Origin of the sequence: Streptomyces sp. NBC_00459, from assembly GCF_036013955.1 — a bacterium.
Lineage (GTDB): Bacteria > Actinomycetota > Actinomycetes > Streptomycetales > Streptomycetaceae > Streptomyces.
On record NZ_CP107903.1, the window covers coordinates 2,449,957 to 2,464,456 of the forward strand.

The window sequence follows — 14,500 nt, forward strand, 5'->3', positions numbered from 1 at the left end:
CCACCCCATGAACAGGAGACCGATGGTGCCGGTCCTTCCTGGAGCCGAGCCGTACCGCCATGAGGGCGGGGAGGTCGGAGTCCTCCTCTGTCACGGTTTCACCGGTTCCCCGCAGTCGTTGCGCCCCTGGGCGGAGTATCTCGCCGAGCGCGGACTGACCGTCTCGCTGCCGCTGCTGCCCGGGCACGGCACGCGCTGGGAGGACATGCAGCTCACCGGCTGGCAGGACTGGTACGCGGAGGTGGACCGTGAGCTGCGCGCCCTGCTGGATCGCTGCACCCAGGTGTTCGTCTTCGGCCTGTCGATGGGCGGCGCGCTGACCCTGCGGCTCGCCTCGCAGTACGGCGACCGGATCAGCGGCATCGTGGTCGTCAACCCGGCGAACAAGGTGCACGGCCTTGCCGCGTACGCCCTTCCGGTCATCCGTCATCTGGTGCCCTCGGTGCCCGGCATCGTGAGCGACATAAAGAAGGAGGGCGTCGAGGAGGTCGGTTACCCCAGGGTTCCGCTGCACGCGGCGCACTCGATGCGGACGTTCTACCGTCTGGTCGACGGCGAGCTGCCGCAGGTCACGCAGCCGATGCTGCTGCTGCACAGCCGGGCGGACCATGTGGTGCCGCCGGCCGACTCGGCCCGGGTGCTCAGCCGGGTGTCGTCCACGGACGTCACGGAGATCGTGCTGGAACAGAGCTATCACGTCGCGACGTTGGACCATGATGCGGACCGGATCTTCGAGGAGAGCCACGCGTTCGTCCTCCGGCTCGCACCCGCGGCCGGTAAGGAGTCCGGGGAGTCGAAGGACTCGGTGGGACTGGGAGACCAAGTGGGGCAGCAGGAAGGGACGGCCACGGGTGGCTGAGCACGACTCCGACCGCGAGCCGGAGGAGAAGGGCGTGCCCTTCGACGAGGCGGCCGCGTGGGCCGCGATCGTGGAGGCGTACGGCGACGAGCCGCCGGACCCGCCCGGCGCCAAGCCGTTCAAGTCCGTCGAGGATCTGGCGCTGCTCGAACCGGACACGAACGAGGACACTGACGACACCGTCGACCCCGACCCCAAGGGCAACGCCGACAAGGTGGCCAAGGGCGACAGCCAGCCGGTGAAGCCGCTGGGCAGCTCCGTCGCCTTCGCCCCGGGCGTCGGCGGCGGCCCGCGCGACTACACGGCCCCCGAAGCGTCGGAGGAGGACTTCGACGATGACGACGAGGGCCACTTCGTGCCCCCGGAGCCACCTCCGCTGGGGGACTCCGACACGACCGCCCGCTTCGCCTGGCTGGCGGTGCTCGGCGGTCCGGTCCTGCTGCTGCTCGCCGTGGTGCTGGGCTGGGACATGACCTGGTGGCTGACGACACTGGGCATCGGCGGGTTCCTCGGCGGGTTCGCGACGCTGGTGATGCGGATGAAGGGCGACGAGGACGACGAGCAGGATCCGGGGCGGGGCGCGGTGGTCTGACGACCGCTGTCACGCAGTCGGCGGTTGAGGGCGGTCAGGACCGGAAGGTGGTCCGTGACCGCCCTCGGCGGTTCCGCCCGACGCCGCTGCTCCGCCCGGCGGGCCGGGCTCAGGATGCCGGTACCCGCAGAGCCGCCAGCACGGGCAGGTGATCCGTCGCCGCCCTCAGGTCCGACGCCAGCACTCCCGGATGCCCCGACGGCACCCCGCAGCCGAGGACCTCGATGCCCGGCGTGGCCAGGATCGCGTCGATCCGCTGGTGCGGGTCGCTGGGCGTCGAGGTGTACTCCGTACCCCAGGGGGCGGCGGTCCAGCAGTCCTGGAGGCCGGTGGCCAGGCGCCGGAAGCTGCGGCCGGTGGGGCGTTCGTTGAGGTCGCCGCCCGCGACCGCGTGCGGTACGTCCAGTGCGGCGAGGCGGTCGAGGAGCAGGCCGGACTGCTCGTACCGCTCGTCCTTCTGCAGGCTGAGGTGACAGCTCAGTACGCCGAGCCGGGCGGCCCCGAAGCGGACGACCGCCGTCGCGAAGCCGCGGCGGTGCTGGCCGGGGGTGAGCGGGAGAAGGACGTCCTCGGTGCGTTCGACGGTCGCGCGCAGGGAGCAGAGAAGGGCGGGTCCGGCGGCGGTGGCCCCGCCGGAGAGGAGTACCTGGCCGGAGGCGGCTGCGAGGCGGGAGAGCTTCTTGCGCCAGCGGAAGAAGCGGGGGGCTTCCTGGATGAGGACGAGGTCCGGGGCGCAGGCGGTGATGACGCGGGCGAGGGCGGTGGTGTCGTCGCGCATCGAGCGGATGTTGTAGCTGAGGACTCGGATGACGGCGGAACCGTCTGGGTTTGTGGCCGGGTTGGGGAGCGGGGGGTTCGTCGCCATGGTGGTCAAGATACGGAGGTGGGGTGAGGGGATGCCGGTAACTCGCCGTGGGGGGTGCGGTAGTTGACCGTCTCGCGGCCCGCTGTGGCTTGTCGCGCAGTTCCCCGCGCCCCTTAAAAGACACTGCTCGCCGCCCCCTGCAAGGGAACGGCGAGCAGCCACAGGCACGGGGATGTCCTACATGATCGGGTCGGGTTCTCTTGCCAGGTCCGCCGCGCCCACCATGCCTGCCTTGTTGCCCAGTTGGGCGGCGATGACGTCGGCGACCGGGCGCCAGTTGCCGCCCACCAGCCAGCGCTTGTAGGACTTGCGGATGGGGTCGAGGACCAGTTCGCCCTCGTCCGAGAGGCCGCCGCCGACGATGAAGGCGGAGGGGTCGAAGAGGGAGGCCAGGTCGGCGAGGCCCGAGCCGGCCCAGCGGGCCAGTTCGCGGTACGAGTCGACGGCGACGGGGTCGCCCTGTCTCGCGGCCATCGAGATGTGCTTGCCCTCGATGCCCTCCGGCGTGCCGTCGCCCAGGGAGAGGAGCAGCTCGGCGTTCTCCGGGGTCGCGTTGGCGCGCTGCTTCGCGTACCGGACGAGGGCGCGCCCGGACGCGTACTGCTCCCAGCAGCCCTGGCTGCCGCAGCCGCACAGCAGCCCGTCCGGGACCACGCGGATGTGGCCGAACTCGGCGGCCACGCCGAAGTGGCCGCGGCGCAGCTTGTTGCCGATGATGATGCCGCCGCCGAGGCCGGTGCCCAGGGTGATGCAGATGACGTTGCGGTGGCCCTTGCCCGCGCCGAACTTGTATTCGCCCCACGCTGCCGCGTTCGCGTCGTTCTCGACGACGACCGGCAGGCCCACGCGGCTCTCGACCTTGTCCTTCAGCGGCTCCTCGCGCCAGTCGATGTTGGGCGCGAAGTAGACCGTGGACCGCTGGCGGTTCACGTATCCGGCGGCGCCGATGCCGACGCCCACGATGTCGTGCCCGGCGCGCGCGCCCTCGACGGCGGCGGCGATTGCGTCCACGATGCCCTCGGGCGTGCCCGGGGTCGGCACCTTGTGGGTCGAGAGGATGTTGCCTTCCTCGTCGACCACGCCGGCCGCGATCTTCGTGCCGCCGATATCGACGCCGATGGTGAGTCCCATGAATCCCTCAGTTTCGGTGGAGCCCCGCTACGGCCAACCGTACCCGAGGCCCTGTCGCCGGGTGCCCTTCGTCCGTACGGTGGGCGGGCCCGGCGGGACGTGATCCAAGGGGGTGTCAGTCCAGGTCGATGCGCTCGCCCGAACCGGTGCCCTCGCCCGGGCCTTCGCCCCGGTTCCTTCCGCGGTCGGCCTCCCGGGTCGTCCACCGGCGCTCCTGGTTCTCGACCGCCGAGCGGTAGGCGGCGAGCAGTTCGTTGCCCGCGGCCGCCAGGTGGTCGAAGACATCCGGATTGCGTTCGATCACCGGTTCGACGGCCGCCTTGGCCTGCTGGACGACCTGCTGCACCACCTGCTGGGCGGTGCCCTGGGCCACCGCGCCGAGCAGCGGGGACTGGAAGGACGACAACTTCTCCGAGACGGCGTCGACGAGCTTGCGCAGTTCCTCGGCGGCGGAGCCGGGCGGCGGGCCGTACCGGGCCCGGCGGCGCGCCTTCTCCGCTTCGAGGTCCTCGGCGCAGGCCTTCGCCCACGCGTCGGCGTCGGAGACGGGCGTCTCGTACGGTGCCTCGTCGGCCGCGTCCCCCCGAGCGGTTTCGGATGTGGGGCGCTCTTCGCTCATGGCGGGCTCCTGACTACGGTTCGTCTCTCCGACGGTACCCGAATGGACGTACGCCGTTCATCGTGTCTGCGGCCACAGATCCGGGTCGGGCGCGAAACGGATCCTCAGCTCGCCGTCGCGCAGGGCGGCGCCGGCCACCGTGCAGCGGCGCAGTGCCGAGGGCAGCGGGACGATACGGCGGAACGGGCCGACGGTGACGACGAGTTCGTCGCCGCGCCGGACCAGGTCGAGCTCCTCGCGTATCGCGCCGGGCAGCGGGATGTGCCAGACGAGCACGCCGTCGTCGGCGAGGTGGTCGGTGACGGGCCACTCGACGGTGGCGGGGGTCCGGTTGACGGCGGGCGCGCGGAGTGCGGCCAGGTCGTCGGTGCCGCGCGGGTCGTGTCCGAGGTGCGGGACCTGGTGGAGGGCGTACGGCTGCGGCGACGCGGCCGACTCGGCCCACTCCTCCAGCGCTTTGCGCTGCTGGGCGGTGACGGAGGCGAGCCAGGGATCGATCGAGGGCTCCGGCAGGACCCGGTTGGCCAGCAGCACGTCCGCGCGCAGGCCGCGCAGCGCGAGTCCGGTGGTGGCGGCGCGTACCGCGTCGGTGCCGGCCGGGCCGGGTTCGGCGACCAGGCGTACGACGGTGTCCCGGTCCTCGACGACCGCGGTGACGGCGGCCAGTTCCACGTCCCAGCGGGCGGCGGCCTCGTACAGCCACTCCGTGGGCATCGGGACGCCGGCGAGGCGGCCGAGGACGGGGCGCAGGGCGCGGGCGGCCTGGCGTTCGGCCGGGAGGAGGCGGCGCAGGTAGCGGCGGAGTTCCTCGGGGAGGGCGAGGAGGGCGAGCGCCTGCGGGGTGGGCGGGAGGTCGACGACCAGGAGGTCGTACGCCTCCGAGAGCGCGGCGTCGCGCAGGGCGCGCAGGAGGGCGAGTTCCTCGGCGCCGGGGAGGGGCGTCGGCTCCTCGGGGTCGAGCCGGGAGGCGCCGAGGAAGTCGAGGACGTTCGCGGCGCGGTCCTGGAAGGCGGTGAGGTCGGCGCGGAAGCGTTCGGCGGCGTCGGGGCGCCAGGCGGTGAGGTGGGGGGTGCCTGGTACGGACACCGGGGTGGGGCCGGTGGGGGTGCCGAGGGCGGCGCCGAGGGTGTCGGTGCGGTCGGTGCTGAGGACGAGCGTGGAGGTGCCGTCGCGCGCCGCGGTCAGTGCGGTGGCCGCGGCGAGGGTGGTACGGCCCGAGCCGCCGGGGCCGGTCAGGAGGAGGGTGCGCATGTGGGTGAACGGTACCGGTGTCGGCGCCCACCCCTGGGGGCTGCGCCCCCGGACCCCCCCTACGGCCCTGAACGGGCCTTGTCCTCAAACGCCGGACGGGCTGAATTGTCCCCGCCGGCGTTCGAGGACCGGGCTACTTGGGTTCTTCCACGCGCTTCTTCAGGCCCGCCAGCGCGCGGTCGATGATGACCTTCTCCGCCTTGCGCTTGATCATGCCGAGCATCGGGATCTTGACGTCCACCGTCAGCTGGTAGGTGACCTCGGTCGCGCCGTCGCCCGCCGCCTTCAGGATGTACGAGCCGTCCAGCGCCCGCAGCATCTGCGACTTGACCAGGGTCCACGAGACCTCGTGGTCGCCGGTCCAGGTGTAGCCGAGGGTCTGGTCGTCCTTGATCGCGCCGGCGTCCATGACGAGGCGGACCTGCTCGGCGCGGCCCTGGGCGTCGGTCTTCAGGACCTCCGCCTCCTTCACCTCGCCGGTCCAGTCCGGGTAACGGGCGAAGTCGGCGATCACCGCCATCACCTCGTTCGGTGCCGCCTCGATCGTGATGCTCGAACTGGTGAATTCCGCCATCGAAGTGGCTCCTCCAGATGCGGTCCGGTGAGGGAGGGTGGGTGCGCACGTATGTGCAGCGTGAAGGCTACCCCGCGCAGGGCGGGCCGTTGCCACCAGGACCCGGGTCACCGTAGGCCGGACCGCCGTCGGACCCGGGGATCACCATTCGAGCGCCCACGGCTTTCCGCTCCCCGCGAAGTGCCCCACGTTCACGCACTCCGTGGCGCCGATCCGCATCCGCCGGGCCAGCGGCTGATGGACGTGGCCGAACAGCGCGTACCGGGGGCGCGTGCGCCGGATCGCGTCCAGGAGCGCACGGCTGCCGCGTTCGAAGCGGCGCGCGACCGTGTCGTACACGAGCTCCGGGACCTCCGGCGGGATGTGCGTGCACAGCACGTCGACCTCGCCGACCGCCTCGATCTTCGCCGCGTACTCCTCGTCGCTGATCTCGTACGGCGTGCGCATGGGTGTCTTCAGCCCCCCGCCGACGAAGCCGAAGACCCGGCCCCCGATCTCCACCCGGTCCCCGTCCAGGACCTGGGTGCCCGGGCCGGCGTACTCCGGCCACAGTGTCGGCATGTCGACGTTGCCGTAGGTGGCGTACGTCGGTGTCGGGAACGCGGCGAACAGTTCGGCGTACTGCTTGCGCACCGCCTTCTCTATGGCTGCCGCCCGGTCCATGCCGATGCCCGCCCACAGCCGGGCCCCGAGCTCGCGCGCCTCCTCGAAGCGGCGGGCCGTGCGAAGCGCCACGAGGCGGTCGGCGTTCTCGGTGCCGAAGAGGTCGGGGAAGATGCCGCGCGAGTGGTCGGCGTAGTCGAGGAAGAGGACCAGGTCGCCCAGGCAGATCAGGGCGTCCGCGCCCGCACCGGCCACGGCCAGGTCACGCACGTTGCCGTGCACGTCACTGACCACATGAATGCGCGTCCTCTTCTCATGTGGGTTGCCCCGCGGTGTGGGTGCCATGGCGATCAAGGGTAGGCGTGTGCGGCTCCGGTGAACAGGACAGGGGGGTCGCTCACGATTACTGGCCAGTCAAGAAAACCGTGCACTACTGTGCGTAAAAGACACCAACCCGTGTGACGCCGCGAACATCTCGCCGACCCCCCTGTCCTAGGAGCCATACCGGCGGGTAACGTCCGGGCAGTCCAGTCGTGCTCAGGATTTCAACTACGAGACCCCTGAGTACTTGCCCGAGCCATGGACCGCACCGTCGCATCGCACAACGTCGTGGCGCCGGCGCCCTATGAGGAGCAGCAGTCTTGCGCGAGTTCAGCCTTCCGGCTTTGTACGAGGTCCCCGCGGACGGAAATCTGACCGACATCGTCCGTCGAAACGCCGCGCAGCATCCGGATGTCGCCGTCATCGCCCGCAAGGTGGACGGCGCCTGGCAGGACGTGACGGCCACGACCTTCCTCGCCGAGGTGCACGCCGCAGCGAAGGGCCTCATCGCCTCCGGGGTCGCGCAGGGCGACCGGGTCGCCCTGATGTCCCGTACACGGTACGAGTGGACCCTGTTCGACTTCGCGATCTGGTGCGCGGGCGCGGTGACCGTACCCGTGTACGAGACCAGCTCCGCCGAGCAGGTGCAGTGGATCCTCAGTGACTCGGGGGCCACCGCGATCATCGTGGAACTGGACGGCCACGCGGCCGCCGTCGAGTCGGTGCGCGACCGGCTGCCCGAGCTGGAGCACGTCTGGCAGATCGACGCGGGCGCCGTGGAGAAGCTGGGGCGGGCGGGCGAGGACGTCAGCGACGCGGCCGTCGAGGAACGCGGTGCGCGGACGAAGGCCGACGACCCGGCGACCATCGTGTACACGAGCGGTACGACCGGCCGGCCCAAGGGCTGTGTGCTCACGCACCGCAGCTTCTTCGCCGAGTGCGGGAACGTCGTCGAGCGACTGCGGCCCCTGTTCCGGACCGGTGAGTGCTCGGTCCTCCTCTTCCTCCCGCTCGCGCACGTCTTCGGGCGGCTTGTGCAGATCGCGCCGATGATGGCGCCGATCAAGCTGGGCACCGTCCCGGACATCAAGAACCTCACCGACGAACTGGCCGCGTTCCGGCCGACGTTGATCCTCGGTGTGCCGCGGGTCTTCGAGAAGGTCTACAACTCGGCGCGTGCCAAGGCGCAGGCGGACGGCAAGGGCAAGATCTTCGACAAGGCGGCGGACACGGCCATCGCGTACAGCCGGGCGCTGGACGAGCCGTCCGGCCCGTCGGTCGGCCTGAAGTTCAAGCACAAGGTCTTCGACCGACTGGTCTACAGCAAGCTGCGGAACGTCCTCGGCGGCAAGGGCGAGTACGCCATCTCCGGGGGCGCCCCGCTCGGTGAGCGGCTCGGGCACTTCTTCCGCGGGATCGGCTTCACGGTGCTGGAGGGCTACGGCCTCACCGAGTCCTGTGCCGCCACCGCGTTCAACCCCTGGGACCGGCAGAAGATCGGCACGGTCGGCCAGCCGCTGCCCGGCTCGGTGGTGCGCATCGCCGACGACGGCGAGGTGCTGCTGCACGGCGAGCACCTGTTCAAGGAGTACTGGAACAACCCCGAGGCGACCGAGGAGGCGCTGGCCGACGGCTGGTTCCACACCGGTGACATCGGCACCCTCGACGAGGACGGCTACCTCCGTATCACCGGCCGCAAGAAGGAGATCATCGTCACGGCGGGCGGCAAGAACGTCGCGCCGGCCGTGATCGAGGACCGTATCCGCGCGCACGCGCTGGTCGGGGAGTGCATGGTGGTGGGCGACGGGCGGCCGTTCGTGGGCGCGCTGGTCACCATCGACGAGGAGTTCCTGGGCCGTTGGGCCGACGAGCACGGCAAGCCGACCGGGTCCACCGCGGCGTCGCTCGCCCATGACCCGGATCTCCTCGCGGCGATCCAGGGCGCGGTCGACGACGGCAACGCCGCGGTGTCGAAAGCGGAATCGGTGCGGAAGTTCCGCATTCTGGCCTCCCAGTTCACCGAGGAGTCGGGCCACCTGACGCCGTCCCTGAAGCTCAAGCGCAATGTGGTGGCGAAGGACTACGCGGACGAGATCGAGGCTATCTACCAGAGTTAGTACAGGAGTTGGTACCTGAGTCGGTACCGGAGTCGGGTCATGGCGCGGTGTCCTCGGCGAGGACCCGCGCCATCGTCCGTTCCGCGAGCGCGGTGATCGTCACGAACGGGTTCACCCCGATCGAGCCGGGCACCAGCGAGCCGTCGGTGATGTACAGCTTCGAATACCCCTTCACTCGCCCGTAGTTGTCGGTCGCCTTGCCCAACACGCAGCCGCCCAGCGGGTGGTAGGTGAAGTCGTCGGCGAACACCTTGTTGCCGGTGCCGAACAGGTCGTACCGGTAGATGGTGGAGTTGGCGGCGTTGATCCGGTCGAACAGCTTCTTGGCCATGGCCACGGACACCGCACTCTGGGCCGCGCTCCAGCCGAGCCGCGCCGAGTCCGTGGCCGCGTCGTAGGTGAACGAGGCCCGCTGCGGGTTCTTGGTGATCGCCAGATAGAGACTCACCCAGTGCTCCAACCCCGTCGGCAGCGGGGCGATCTCGGCGAAGACCGGGTTGTCGGTGTTGGCCCAGTCGTCGATGCCCATGACCGGCATCGTCGACTGGTTCGCCCCGACCGTGTCCCACAGGTGGTTGGCGCGCCCGAGCATCACGTTGCCGTTGGTCCCCCAGCCGGTGCCGACACTGGCGTCGAGCGCGGGCAGCGTGCCCGTCTCCCGGGCCCGGACGAGGAGTTCGGTGGTTCCGATGCTGCCGCCGCCGAGGAACAGATAGGTGCACCCGTACTGCTTGGTCTGGACGACCGCGCCGGTGTCGTCGATCCGGTCGGCGGTCAGGACGTACGTCCCGTCGGCGGCCCGGGTGATCGCCCTGACCCGCTCCATGGTGGTGATGGTGACGTTGCCGGTGCCCAGCGCCGAGGCGAGGTACGTCTTGTCGAGGCTGCGCTTGCCGTAGTTGTTGCCGTAGATGACCTCCTGCCCGAGCGCGGACCTGGTCGCCGTGCCGGCCGCCTCGCGCTGCATGTAGTCGAAGTCGTAGACGCTCGGTACGAAGGTGGTCCTCAGACCGGTCTTCTCCGCGTGCTTGCGGGAGATCCGGGTGAAGCGGTACCACTCCGTGGACTCGAACCAGGCGGGGTCGACGCTGTTGACGCCGAGCATCGCGCGGGCCCGCGGGAAGTAGGTGCCGTACATCTCGGTGGCGTTGACGCCGGGGAACTGCTCGGCGAAGTACGACTGGAGCGGGGTGACGGCCATGCTGCCGTTGACCAGCGAGCCGCCGCCGACCCCGCGGCCGAGGAACACGGACATGTCGTTGTAGTGCACGCGGTCCAGGGCGCCGGGGTAGGGGGTGATGTCCTTGTTGACGACGTCCAGCCACAGGAAGCTGGCGAGGGGTGCCTCGGTGCGGGTCTTGAACCACATCGAGCGCTTGTCGGGGGCGGCGGTGGAACAGAAGATCTTGCCGTCGGGGCCCGCCGTGTTCCAGAGGCGGCCCATCTCGATGACGAGGGTGCGGATGCCGGCCTGGCCGAGGCGGAGGGCGGCGACCGCGCCGCCGTATCCGGAGCCGATGACGATCGCGGGTGCGGACTCGACGGCGGCGGGTTCGACGGCCTGGGCGGACTGGAGGCCGACGCGGGTGAATCCGAGGGCGGCGGCCGTCTGGAAGGCGGCCATGCCCAATATTTGACGTCTCGTCAGCTGATGCTGCATCAACTGACGGTGTATCAGCTTTTCTGTCATGGGCGCAGCATCGGCGGAATATTGGATTCCGCCTAGTAGGTGCGTACCTGCACAAGTTCAAAAGCGAAGAACGTTTGCCGTCACAGCAGCGTCTTCAGCTTCTCCGCCAGCAGGTCCCAGCGCCATTTCTCCTCGACCCAGGCCCTTCCCCGCTCCCCCATCCGGGCGCGCAGCTCGGCATCGCCCAGCAGCACGGTGATCCGGTCGGCGGCCTCCTCCACGGAGGTGCCGCGCACCACCCAGCCGGTCTCGCCGTCCAGGACGGCGTCCGGCGCGCCCCCGGAGTCACCGGCGACCACCGGCAGCCCCGTCGCGGACGCCTCCAGGTACACGATCCCGAGCCCCTCGACGTCCAGGCCGCCCCGGCGCGTCCGGCACGGCATCGCGAAGACGTCACCGGCGCCGTAGTGGGCGGGCAGCTCGGCCCAGGGCACCGGCCCGGTGAAGCGGACCGAGTCGGCGACGCCGGTCTCGTGCGCGAGCTTGCGCAGCTCGCGCGCGTAGGGCCCGCCGCCGACGATCAGCAGGACCGTCTCCGGCTCGACCGCCAGGATGCGGGGCATCGCCAGGATCAGCGTGTCCTGCCCCTTGCGCGGGACCAGCCGCGAGACACACACCACCACGGGCCGGTCGGTGAGCCCGAGCCGGGCGCGGACCGCCGCGCCCCCCGACTCCGGGTGGAAGGTCTTCTCGTCGACCCCGGGCGGCAGTTGGGCCATCCGCCGGGCCGCCCCCGGACTCAGCGCGGCGGCGATCCGCGACCGCGTGTACTCGCCCAGGTAGGTGATCGTGTCCGTCGACTCGCCGATCCTGCGCAGCAGTTGACGCGCCGCCGGCAGCTGCGCCCACCCGGCCTCGTGCCCGTGGGTCGTCGCCACCAGCCGCTCGGCGCCCGCCTTCCGCAGGGCCGGCGCCATCAGCCCGAGCGGCGCCGCCGCCCCGAACCACACCGACGTGCACCCGTGTTCACGCAGGAGCCCGACGGCCCGCCCGGTGACCGCCGGCGTCGGCAGCAGCATCGTCGTCCGGTCCCGTACGACGGTGAAGGGCTGCTCGGCGTCGAAGTCGGCCGTGGCCCGGGCACCCTCGGGACCCCGCTTCCAGGTGGAGGCGTAGACGACGACCCGGTCGGGGTCGAGCCGCAGCGCCATGTTGTGCAGGAAGGCCTGGATACCCCCCGGACGGGGCGGGAAGTCGTTCGTCACGATCAGGGTCTTGTGCACGCCGCCGACCCTACCGAACCCCTTCCCACACCCTCCCAGAACCCTCACAGGTGTCCGGCCCCGTTTGCTGGCATTCGCACAGCCGAGCGGGAGACCATGGCCGCGCATCGGCTGACGCGCAAGGAATCAGCCACCAGAAGTCGGCCACGAGGAACGGACAGGGAGTCACGTGGACATCGCGGGCGGAGGGCGGCTGCGGCTCCCCGTGGCACTGCTGGGCACCTGGGGGCTGACCCGGCTGCTCCTGCTGCTGTTCGTGTTCAAGGTGTTCGTCTTCCCGGGCCCGGACGTCACGAGCGACGTGTCGGTGACCTACCACGGCTGGTACGAGGTGCTGCGCGACGGCACCTTCCCGCTGGCCGACGTCACCTGGCAGTACCCGCCCGCCGCCGCCCTCGCGATCCTCTCCCCCGCCGCCCTGCCCTTCCTGGGCTACGCGACGGCCTTCTTCGTCCTGGCCTTCCTCGCCGACCTGGCCGTCCTGTTCCTCCTCCTGTACACGGGCGTGCGGCCCGGCCGGACGCTGCGGGGCGCCTGGGTGTGGGTGGTGGGCGTGCCACTGCTGGGCCCGACCGTGTACGCCCGGTACGACGTGATGGTGACCGCCGTGGCGGTGGCCGCCCTGCTCGCCGGGGCCCGGCATCCGCGCCTGATGGGCGCCCTGGCGGGCTTCGGGGCACTGCTGAAGGTCTGGCCCGCCCTGCTGCTGGTGGGGGCCGTACGGCGGCGTGCGTGGGCCTCGGCGGCCGTCACCGTGGCCGCGCTGACGTCGCTGTTCGCGGTGTCCATGCCCGGCGCCTTCGCCTTCCTGACCTTCCAGGGCGACCGGGGCACCGAGGTGGAGTCGCTGGGCGCCCTCGTCCTCCATGTCGGCCGGCACTTCGGCTGGGAGGGCCGGGTGGCGCTGAACTACGGCTCCATCGAGTTCCTGGGCCCGTTCGTGCGGACGGTGAGCACGGTGGCACTGCTACTGACTGTGGCCGCCTTCGGCTGGCTGCTGCTGTGGCGGCTGCGCGCCACCCGCTTCCTGCCGCACACCCTCGCCGACGCGGCCTTCGTGGCGGTGCTGCTGTTCACGGTGACCAGCCGGGTGATCAGCCCGCAGTACATGGTGTGGCTGGTCGGCCTCGCCGCCGTCTGCCTCAGCTTCCGGGCCGGCCGGATGACCCTGCCCGCCTCCCTGGTCGTCGTCGCCTGCCTGGTGACCGTCCTGGAGTTCCCGATCGGCTTCGGCCACGTGGTCGCCAGTGACGCGTACGGCATGGCCCTCCTGTTCACCCGCAACGGCCTTCTGGTCGTCGCGGCCCTCACGGCGGCCCTGGAGCTGTGGCGCACGACGGCCCCGCCCCGGGCCCAGCTCCCGCCGCTGCCCGATCAGGCCACCCGCGCCAAACAGACTCAGCCGAGCTGATCGCGGAGATACTCCCGCCACAGCGCCGTGAACTCCGCGGGCGTCGTCCCCAGCACCTTCCCCAGGGCCCCCTCGACGGCCCCCGCCCGCTCCCCGTGCGCCCCCACGGCCCGGTAGAACTCGTCGAGCCGCACCTCGCCCCACCGGTCGGCGACCATCCGGCACGCCAGCCAGCCGCCCTCGTACGCCTGGGCCAGCTTCGCCGCGTCCCCGCCGAAGCCGAAGTCCTTGTCCTCGGGAAGCGCGGTCGGCACCTCACCCGCGGCCACGGCCCGGGCCAGTTCGGGCGCCGCCTGGACCGCCGTACGGCCGGTTGACCGGTAGCCGACCCAGTCCGCGTACCCCTCGGAGAGCCAGAGGGGCGTGGCCGCCGTGGTCGCGGTACGGGTCGCCACATGTGTGGTCTCGTGGGTGAGCACGACCTGCTTGCCGAAGTCGCCGAGCACGCCGTACGCCTCGGGGTTGACGATGATCCGGTCCGCGGGCGCCTTCGCCGACCCTCCGACCTCCCCGGTCGTGACGGCCGCGATCCCCCGGTACGCGGAGGCCGGCGACCCGAGCAGCCCCGCCATCCCGTCCAGCGACTTCGGTACGAGGACCACGACCCGCTTCGTCCACGACCCGCCCCACGCGTCCGTCACGGCGGGCACTGCCCGGTCGGCGAGGCCCGCGTACCGGCGCAGGGACTCCGGTGACTGCCCGACCCCCAGGACGACACTGTGCGTCCCGCGTACGGCCTGCACGGTCCCCTGGTCCCACAGCTGCTGGCCCGTCTTCCGCGCGGGCTCGTCCTTGTCGACGTACCACCGGCCGTCGTCCCGCCCGGTGAGGCTCAGCCTGCGCCCGGCCTTCACGGGTGCCTTGTCGATGCCGTCGACGCGGTAGCTCAGCTCCACGTCGGCGGTGGCCTCGTCGCCGTCGGTGCCGTGCAGGGCGATCAGGCGGTACGACCAGGCCGCCAGCGGGAGCGCGCGCAGCCGCGTGAACTCCGCCGGCGCACCGGTCCGCGCGTACGCCGGTGCGTCGCCGGCGAGGACGGCCGCGGCCCGCCGGTCCAGCAGCCGCTGTACGTCGACGGAGGCGGTGTCGGTCGCCGACCGGCCGCCGCCGCACGCGACGAGGGAGACGAGCGCGCCGAGCAGCAGCCAGAGCGCCACGCCCCGGACCCGCCACCCACCCCACGCACGCCGTCGACCAGCCACGCCGACGATCGTACGGGCCGATTGTCAGGAAAGGGGACGCAC

The 14,500-nt window shown here is 71.4% G+C and carries 13 protein-coding genes; 4 read left to right on the forward strand and 9 right to left on the reverse strand.

The genetic code is table 11. The features are described 5' to 3' along the window. The first annotated feature begins 25 nt into the window (after positions 1-25). Together OHN74_RS10730 and OHN74_RS10735 are read left to right on the forward strand one after the other, a co-directional pair. Positions 26-859, forward strand: coding sequence for an alpha/beta hydrolase (locus OHN74_RS10730; protein ID WP_327700067.1), 834 nt, complete (start codon positions 26-28; stop codon positions 857-859). After that, entirely contained in the window at positions 852-1,451 is a 600-nt protein-coding gene (locus tag OHN74_RS10735) for a hypothetical protein (protein WP_327694318.1), read from the forward strand. Before OHN74_RS10730 ends, OHN74_RS10735 begins: the two co-directional genes overlap by 8 nt. Before the next feature lie 109 nt (positions 1,452-1,560). Here the strand turns inward: OHN74_RS10735 and OHN74_RS10740 are convergent, their stop codons facing one another. The 6 genes from OHN74_RS10740 to OHN74_RS10765 all read right to left on the reverse strand — a co-directional run bounded on the left by OHN74_RS10740 (position 1,561) and on the right by OHN74_RS10765 (position 6,788). Next, positions 1,561-2,316 (reverse strand): endonuclease/exonuclease/phosphatase family protein, encoded by a 756-nt coding sequence (locus OHN74_RS10740; RefSeq protein WP_327694319.1) that lies wholly within the window; start codon positions 2,314-2,316, stop codon positions 1,561-1,563. 177 nt (positions 2,317-2,493) lie between these two features. Next, a complete protein-coding gene (locus OHN74_RS10745) occupies positions 2,494-3,447 on the reverse strand; it encodes an ROK family glucokinase (RefSeq protein WP_327694320.1) in 954 nt (317 codons plus the stop codon). A 115-nt stretch (positions 3,448-3,562) separates the two neighbouring features. Next, positions 3,563-4,066, reverse strand: a complete 504-nt coding sequence (locus tag OHN74_RS10750) for a DUF5304 domain-containing protein (RefSeq protein WP_327694321.1) — start codon at positions 4,064-4,066, stop codon at positions 3,563-3,565. A gap of 57 nt (positions 4,067-4,123) precedes the next feature. Continuing rightward, on the reverse strand, positions 4,124-5,317 hold the full coding sequence (locus tag OHN74_RS10755) for an ArsA family ATPase (RefSeq protein ID WP_327694322.1): 1,194 nt from the start codon (positions 5,315-5,317) through the stop codon (positions 4,124-4,126). Between the two features lie 133 nt (positions 5,318-5,450). After that, positions 5,451-5,891 (reverse strand): SRPBCC family protein, encoded by a 441-nt coding sequence (locus tag OHN74_RS10760; protein WP_327694324.1) that lies wholly within the window; start codon positions 5,889-5,891, stop codon positions 5,451-5,453. A 141-nt stretch (positions 5,892-6,032) separates the two neighbouring features. Continuing rightward, positions 6,033-6,788, reverse strand: coding sequence for a metallophosphoesterase family protein (locus tag OHN74_RS10765; RefSeq protein WP_327700068.1), 756 nt, complete (start codon positions 6,786-6,788; stop codon positions 6,033-6,035). Between the two features lie 347 nt (positions 6,789-7,135). Here OHN74_RS10765 and OHN74_RS10770 point away from each other — a divergent pair, with 347 nt between their 5' ends. Next, a complete protein-coding gene (locus OHN74_RS10770; protein WP_327694325.1) occupies positions 7,136-8,932 on the forward strand; it encodes an AMP-dependent synthetase/ligase in 1,797 nt (598 codons plus the stop codon). 37 nt (positions 8,933-8,969) lie between these two features. On the opposite strand, the gene OHN74_RS10775 is transcribed toward OHN74_RS10770, so the two are convergent. Together OHN74_RS10775 and OHN74_RS10780 are read right to left on the reverse strand one after the other, a co-directional pair. Further along, a complete protein-coding gene (locus OHN74_RS10775) occupies positions 8,970-10,556 on the reverse strand; it encodes a GMC oxidoreductase (RefSeq protein ID WP_327694326.1) in 1,587 nt (528 codons plus the stop codon). Positions 10,557-10,702: 146 nt separating this feature from the next. After that, complete coding sequence (locus tag OHN74_RS10780; RefSeq protein ID WP_327694327.1) at positions 10,703-11,845, reverse strand: glycosyltransferase family 4 protein; 1,143 nt, start codon at positions 11,843-11,845, stop codon at positions 10,703-10,705. Between the two features lie 169 nt (positions 11,846-12,014). Between OHN74_RS10780 and OHN74_RS10785 the strand changes: the two genes are divergently transcribed. Next, on the forward strand, positions 12,015-13,256 hold the full coding sequence (locus tag OHN74_RS10785; protein WP_327694328.1) for a glycosyltransferase family 87 protein: 1,242 nt from the start codon (positions 12,015-12,017) through the stop codon (positions 13,254-13,256). On the opposite strand, the gene OHN74_RS10790 is transcribed toward OHN74_RS10785, so the two are convergent. Next, entirely contained in the window at positions 13,244-14,458 is a 1,215-nt protein-coding gene (locus OHN74_RS10790) for a hypothetical protein (protein ID WP_327694329.1), read from the reverse strand. The two genes, OHN74_RS10785 and OHN74_RS10790, sit on opposite strands and share 13 nt — an antisense overlap. Positions 14,459-14,500 lie beyond the last annotated feature (42 nt).

What these genes read in the sequence shown, in the direction of transcription:
- OHN74_RS10750 (WP_327694321.1), bottom strand. Translation starts at nt 4,066, where the DNA reads ATGAGCGAAGAGCGCCCCACATCCGAAACCGCTCGGGGGGACGCGGCC.
- OHN74_RS10745 (WP_327694320.1), bottom strand. Translation starts at nt 3,447, where the DNA reads ATGGGACTCACCATCGGCGTCGATATCGGCGGCACGAAGATCGCGGCC.
- OHN74_RS10740 (WP_327694319.1), bottom strand. Translation starts at nt 2,316, where the DNA reads ATGGCGACGAACCCCCCGCTCCCCAACCCGGCCACAAACCCAGACGGT.
- OHN74_RS10755 (WP_327694322.1), bottom strand. Translation starts at nt 5,317, where the DNA reads ATGCGCACCCTCCTCCTGACCGGCCCCGGCGGCTCGGGCCGTACCACC.
- OHN74_RS10760 (WP_327694324.1), bottom strand. Translation starts at nt 5,891, where the DNA reads ATGGCGGAATTCACCAGTTCGAGCATCACGATCGAGGCGGCACCGAAC.
- OHN74_RS10775 (WP_327694326.1), bottom strand. Translation starts at nt 10,556, where the DNA reads ATGGCCGCCTTCCAGACGGCCGCCGCCCTCGGATTCACCCGCGTCGGC.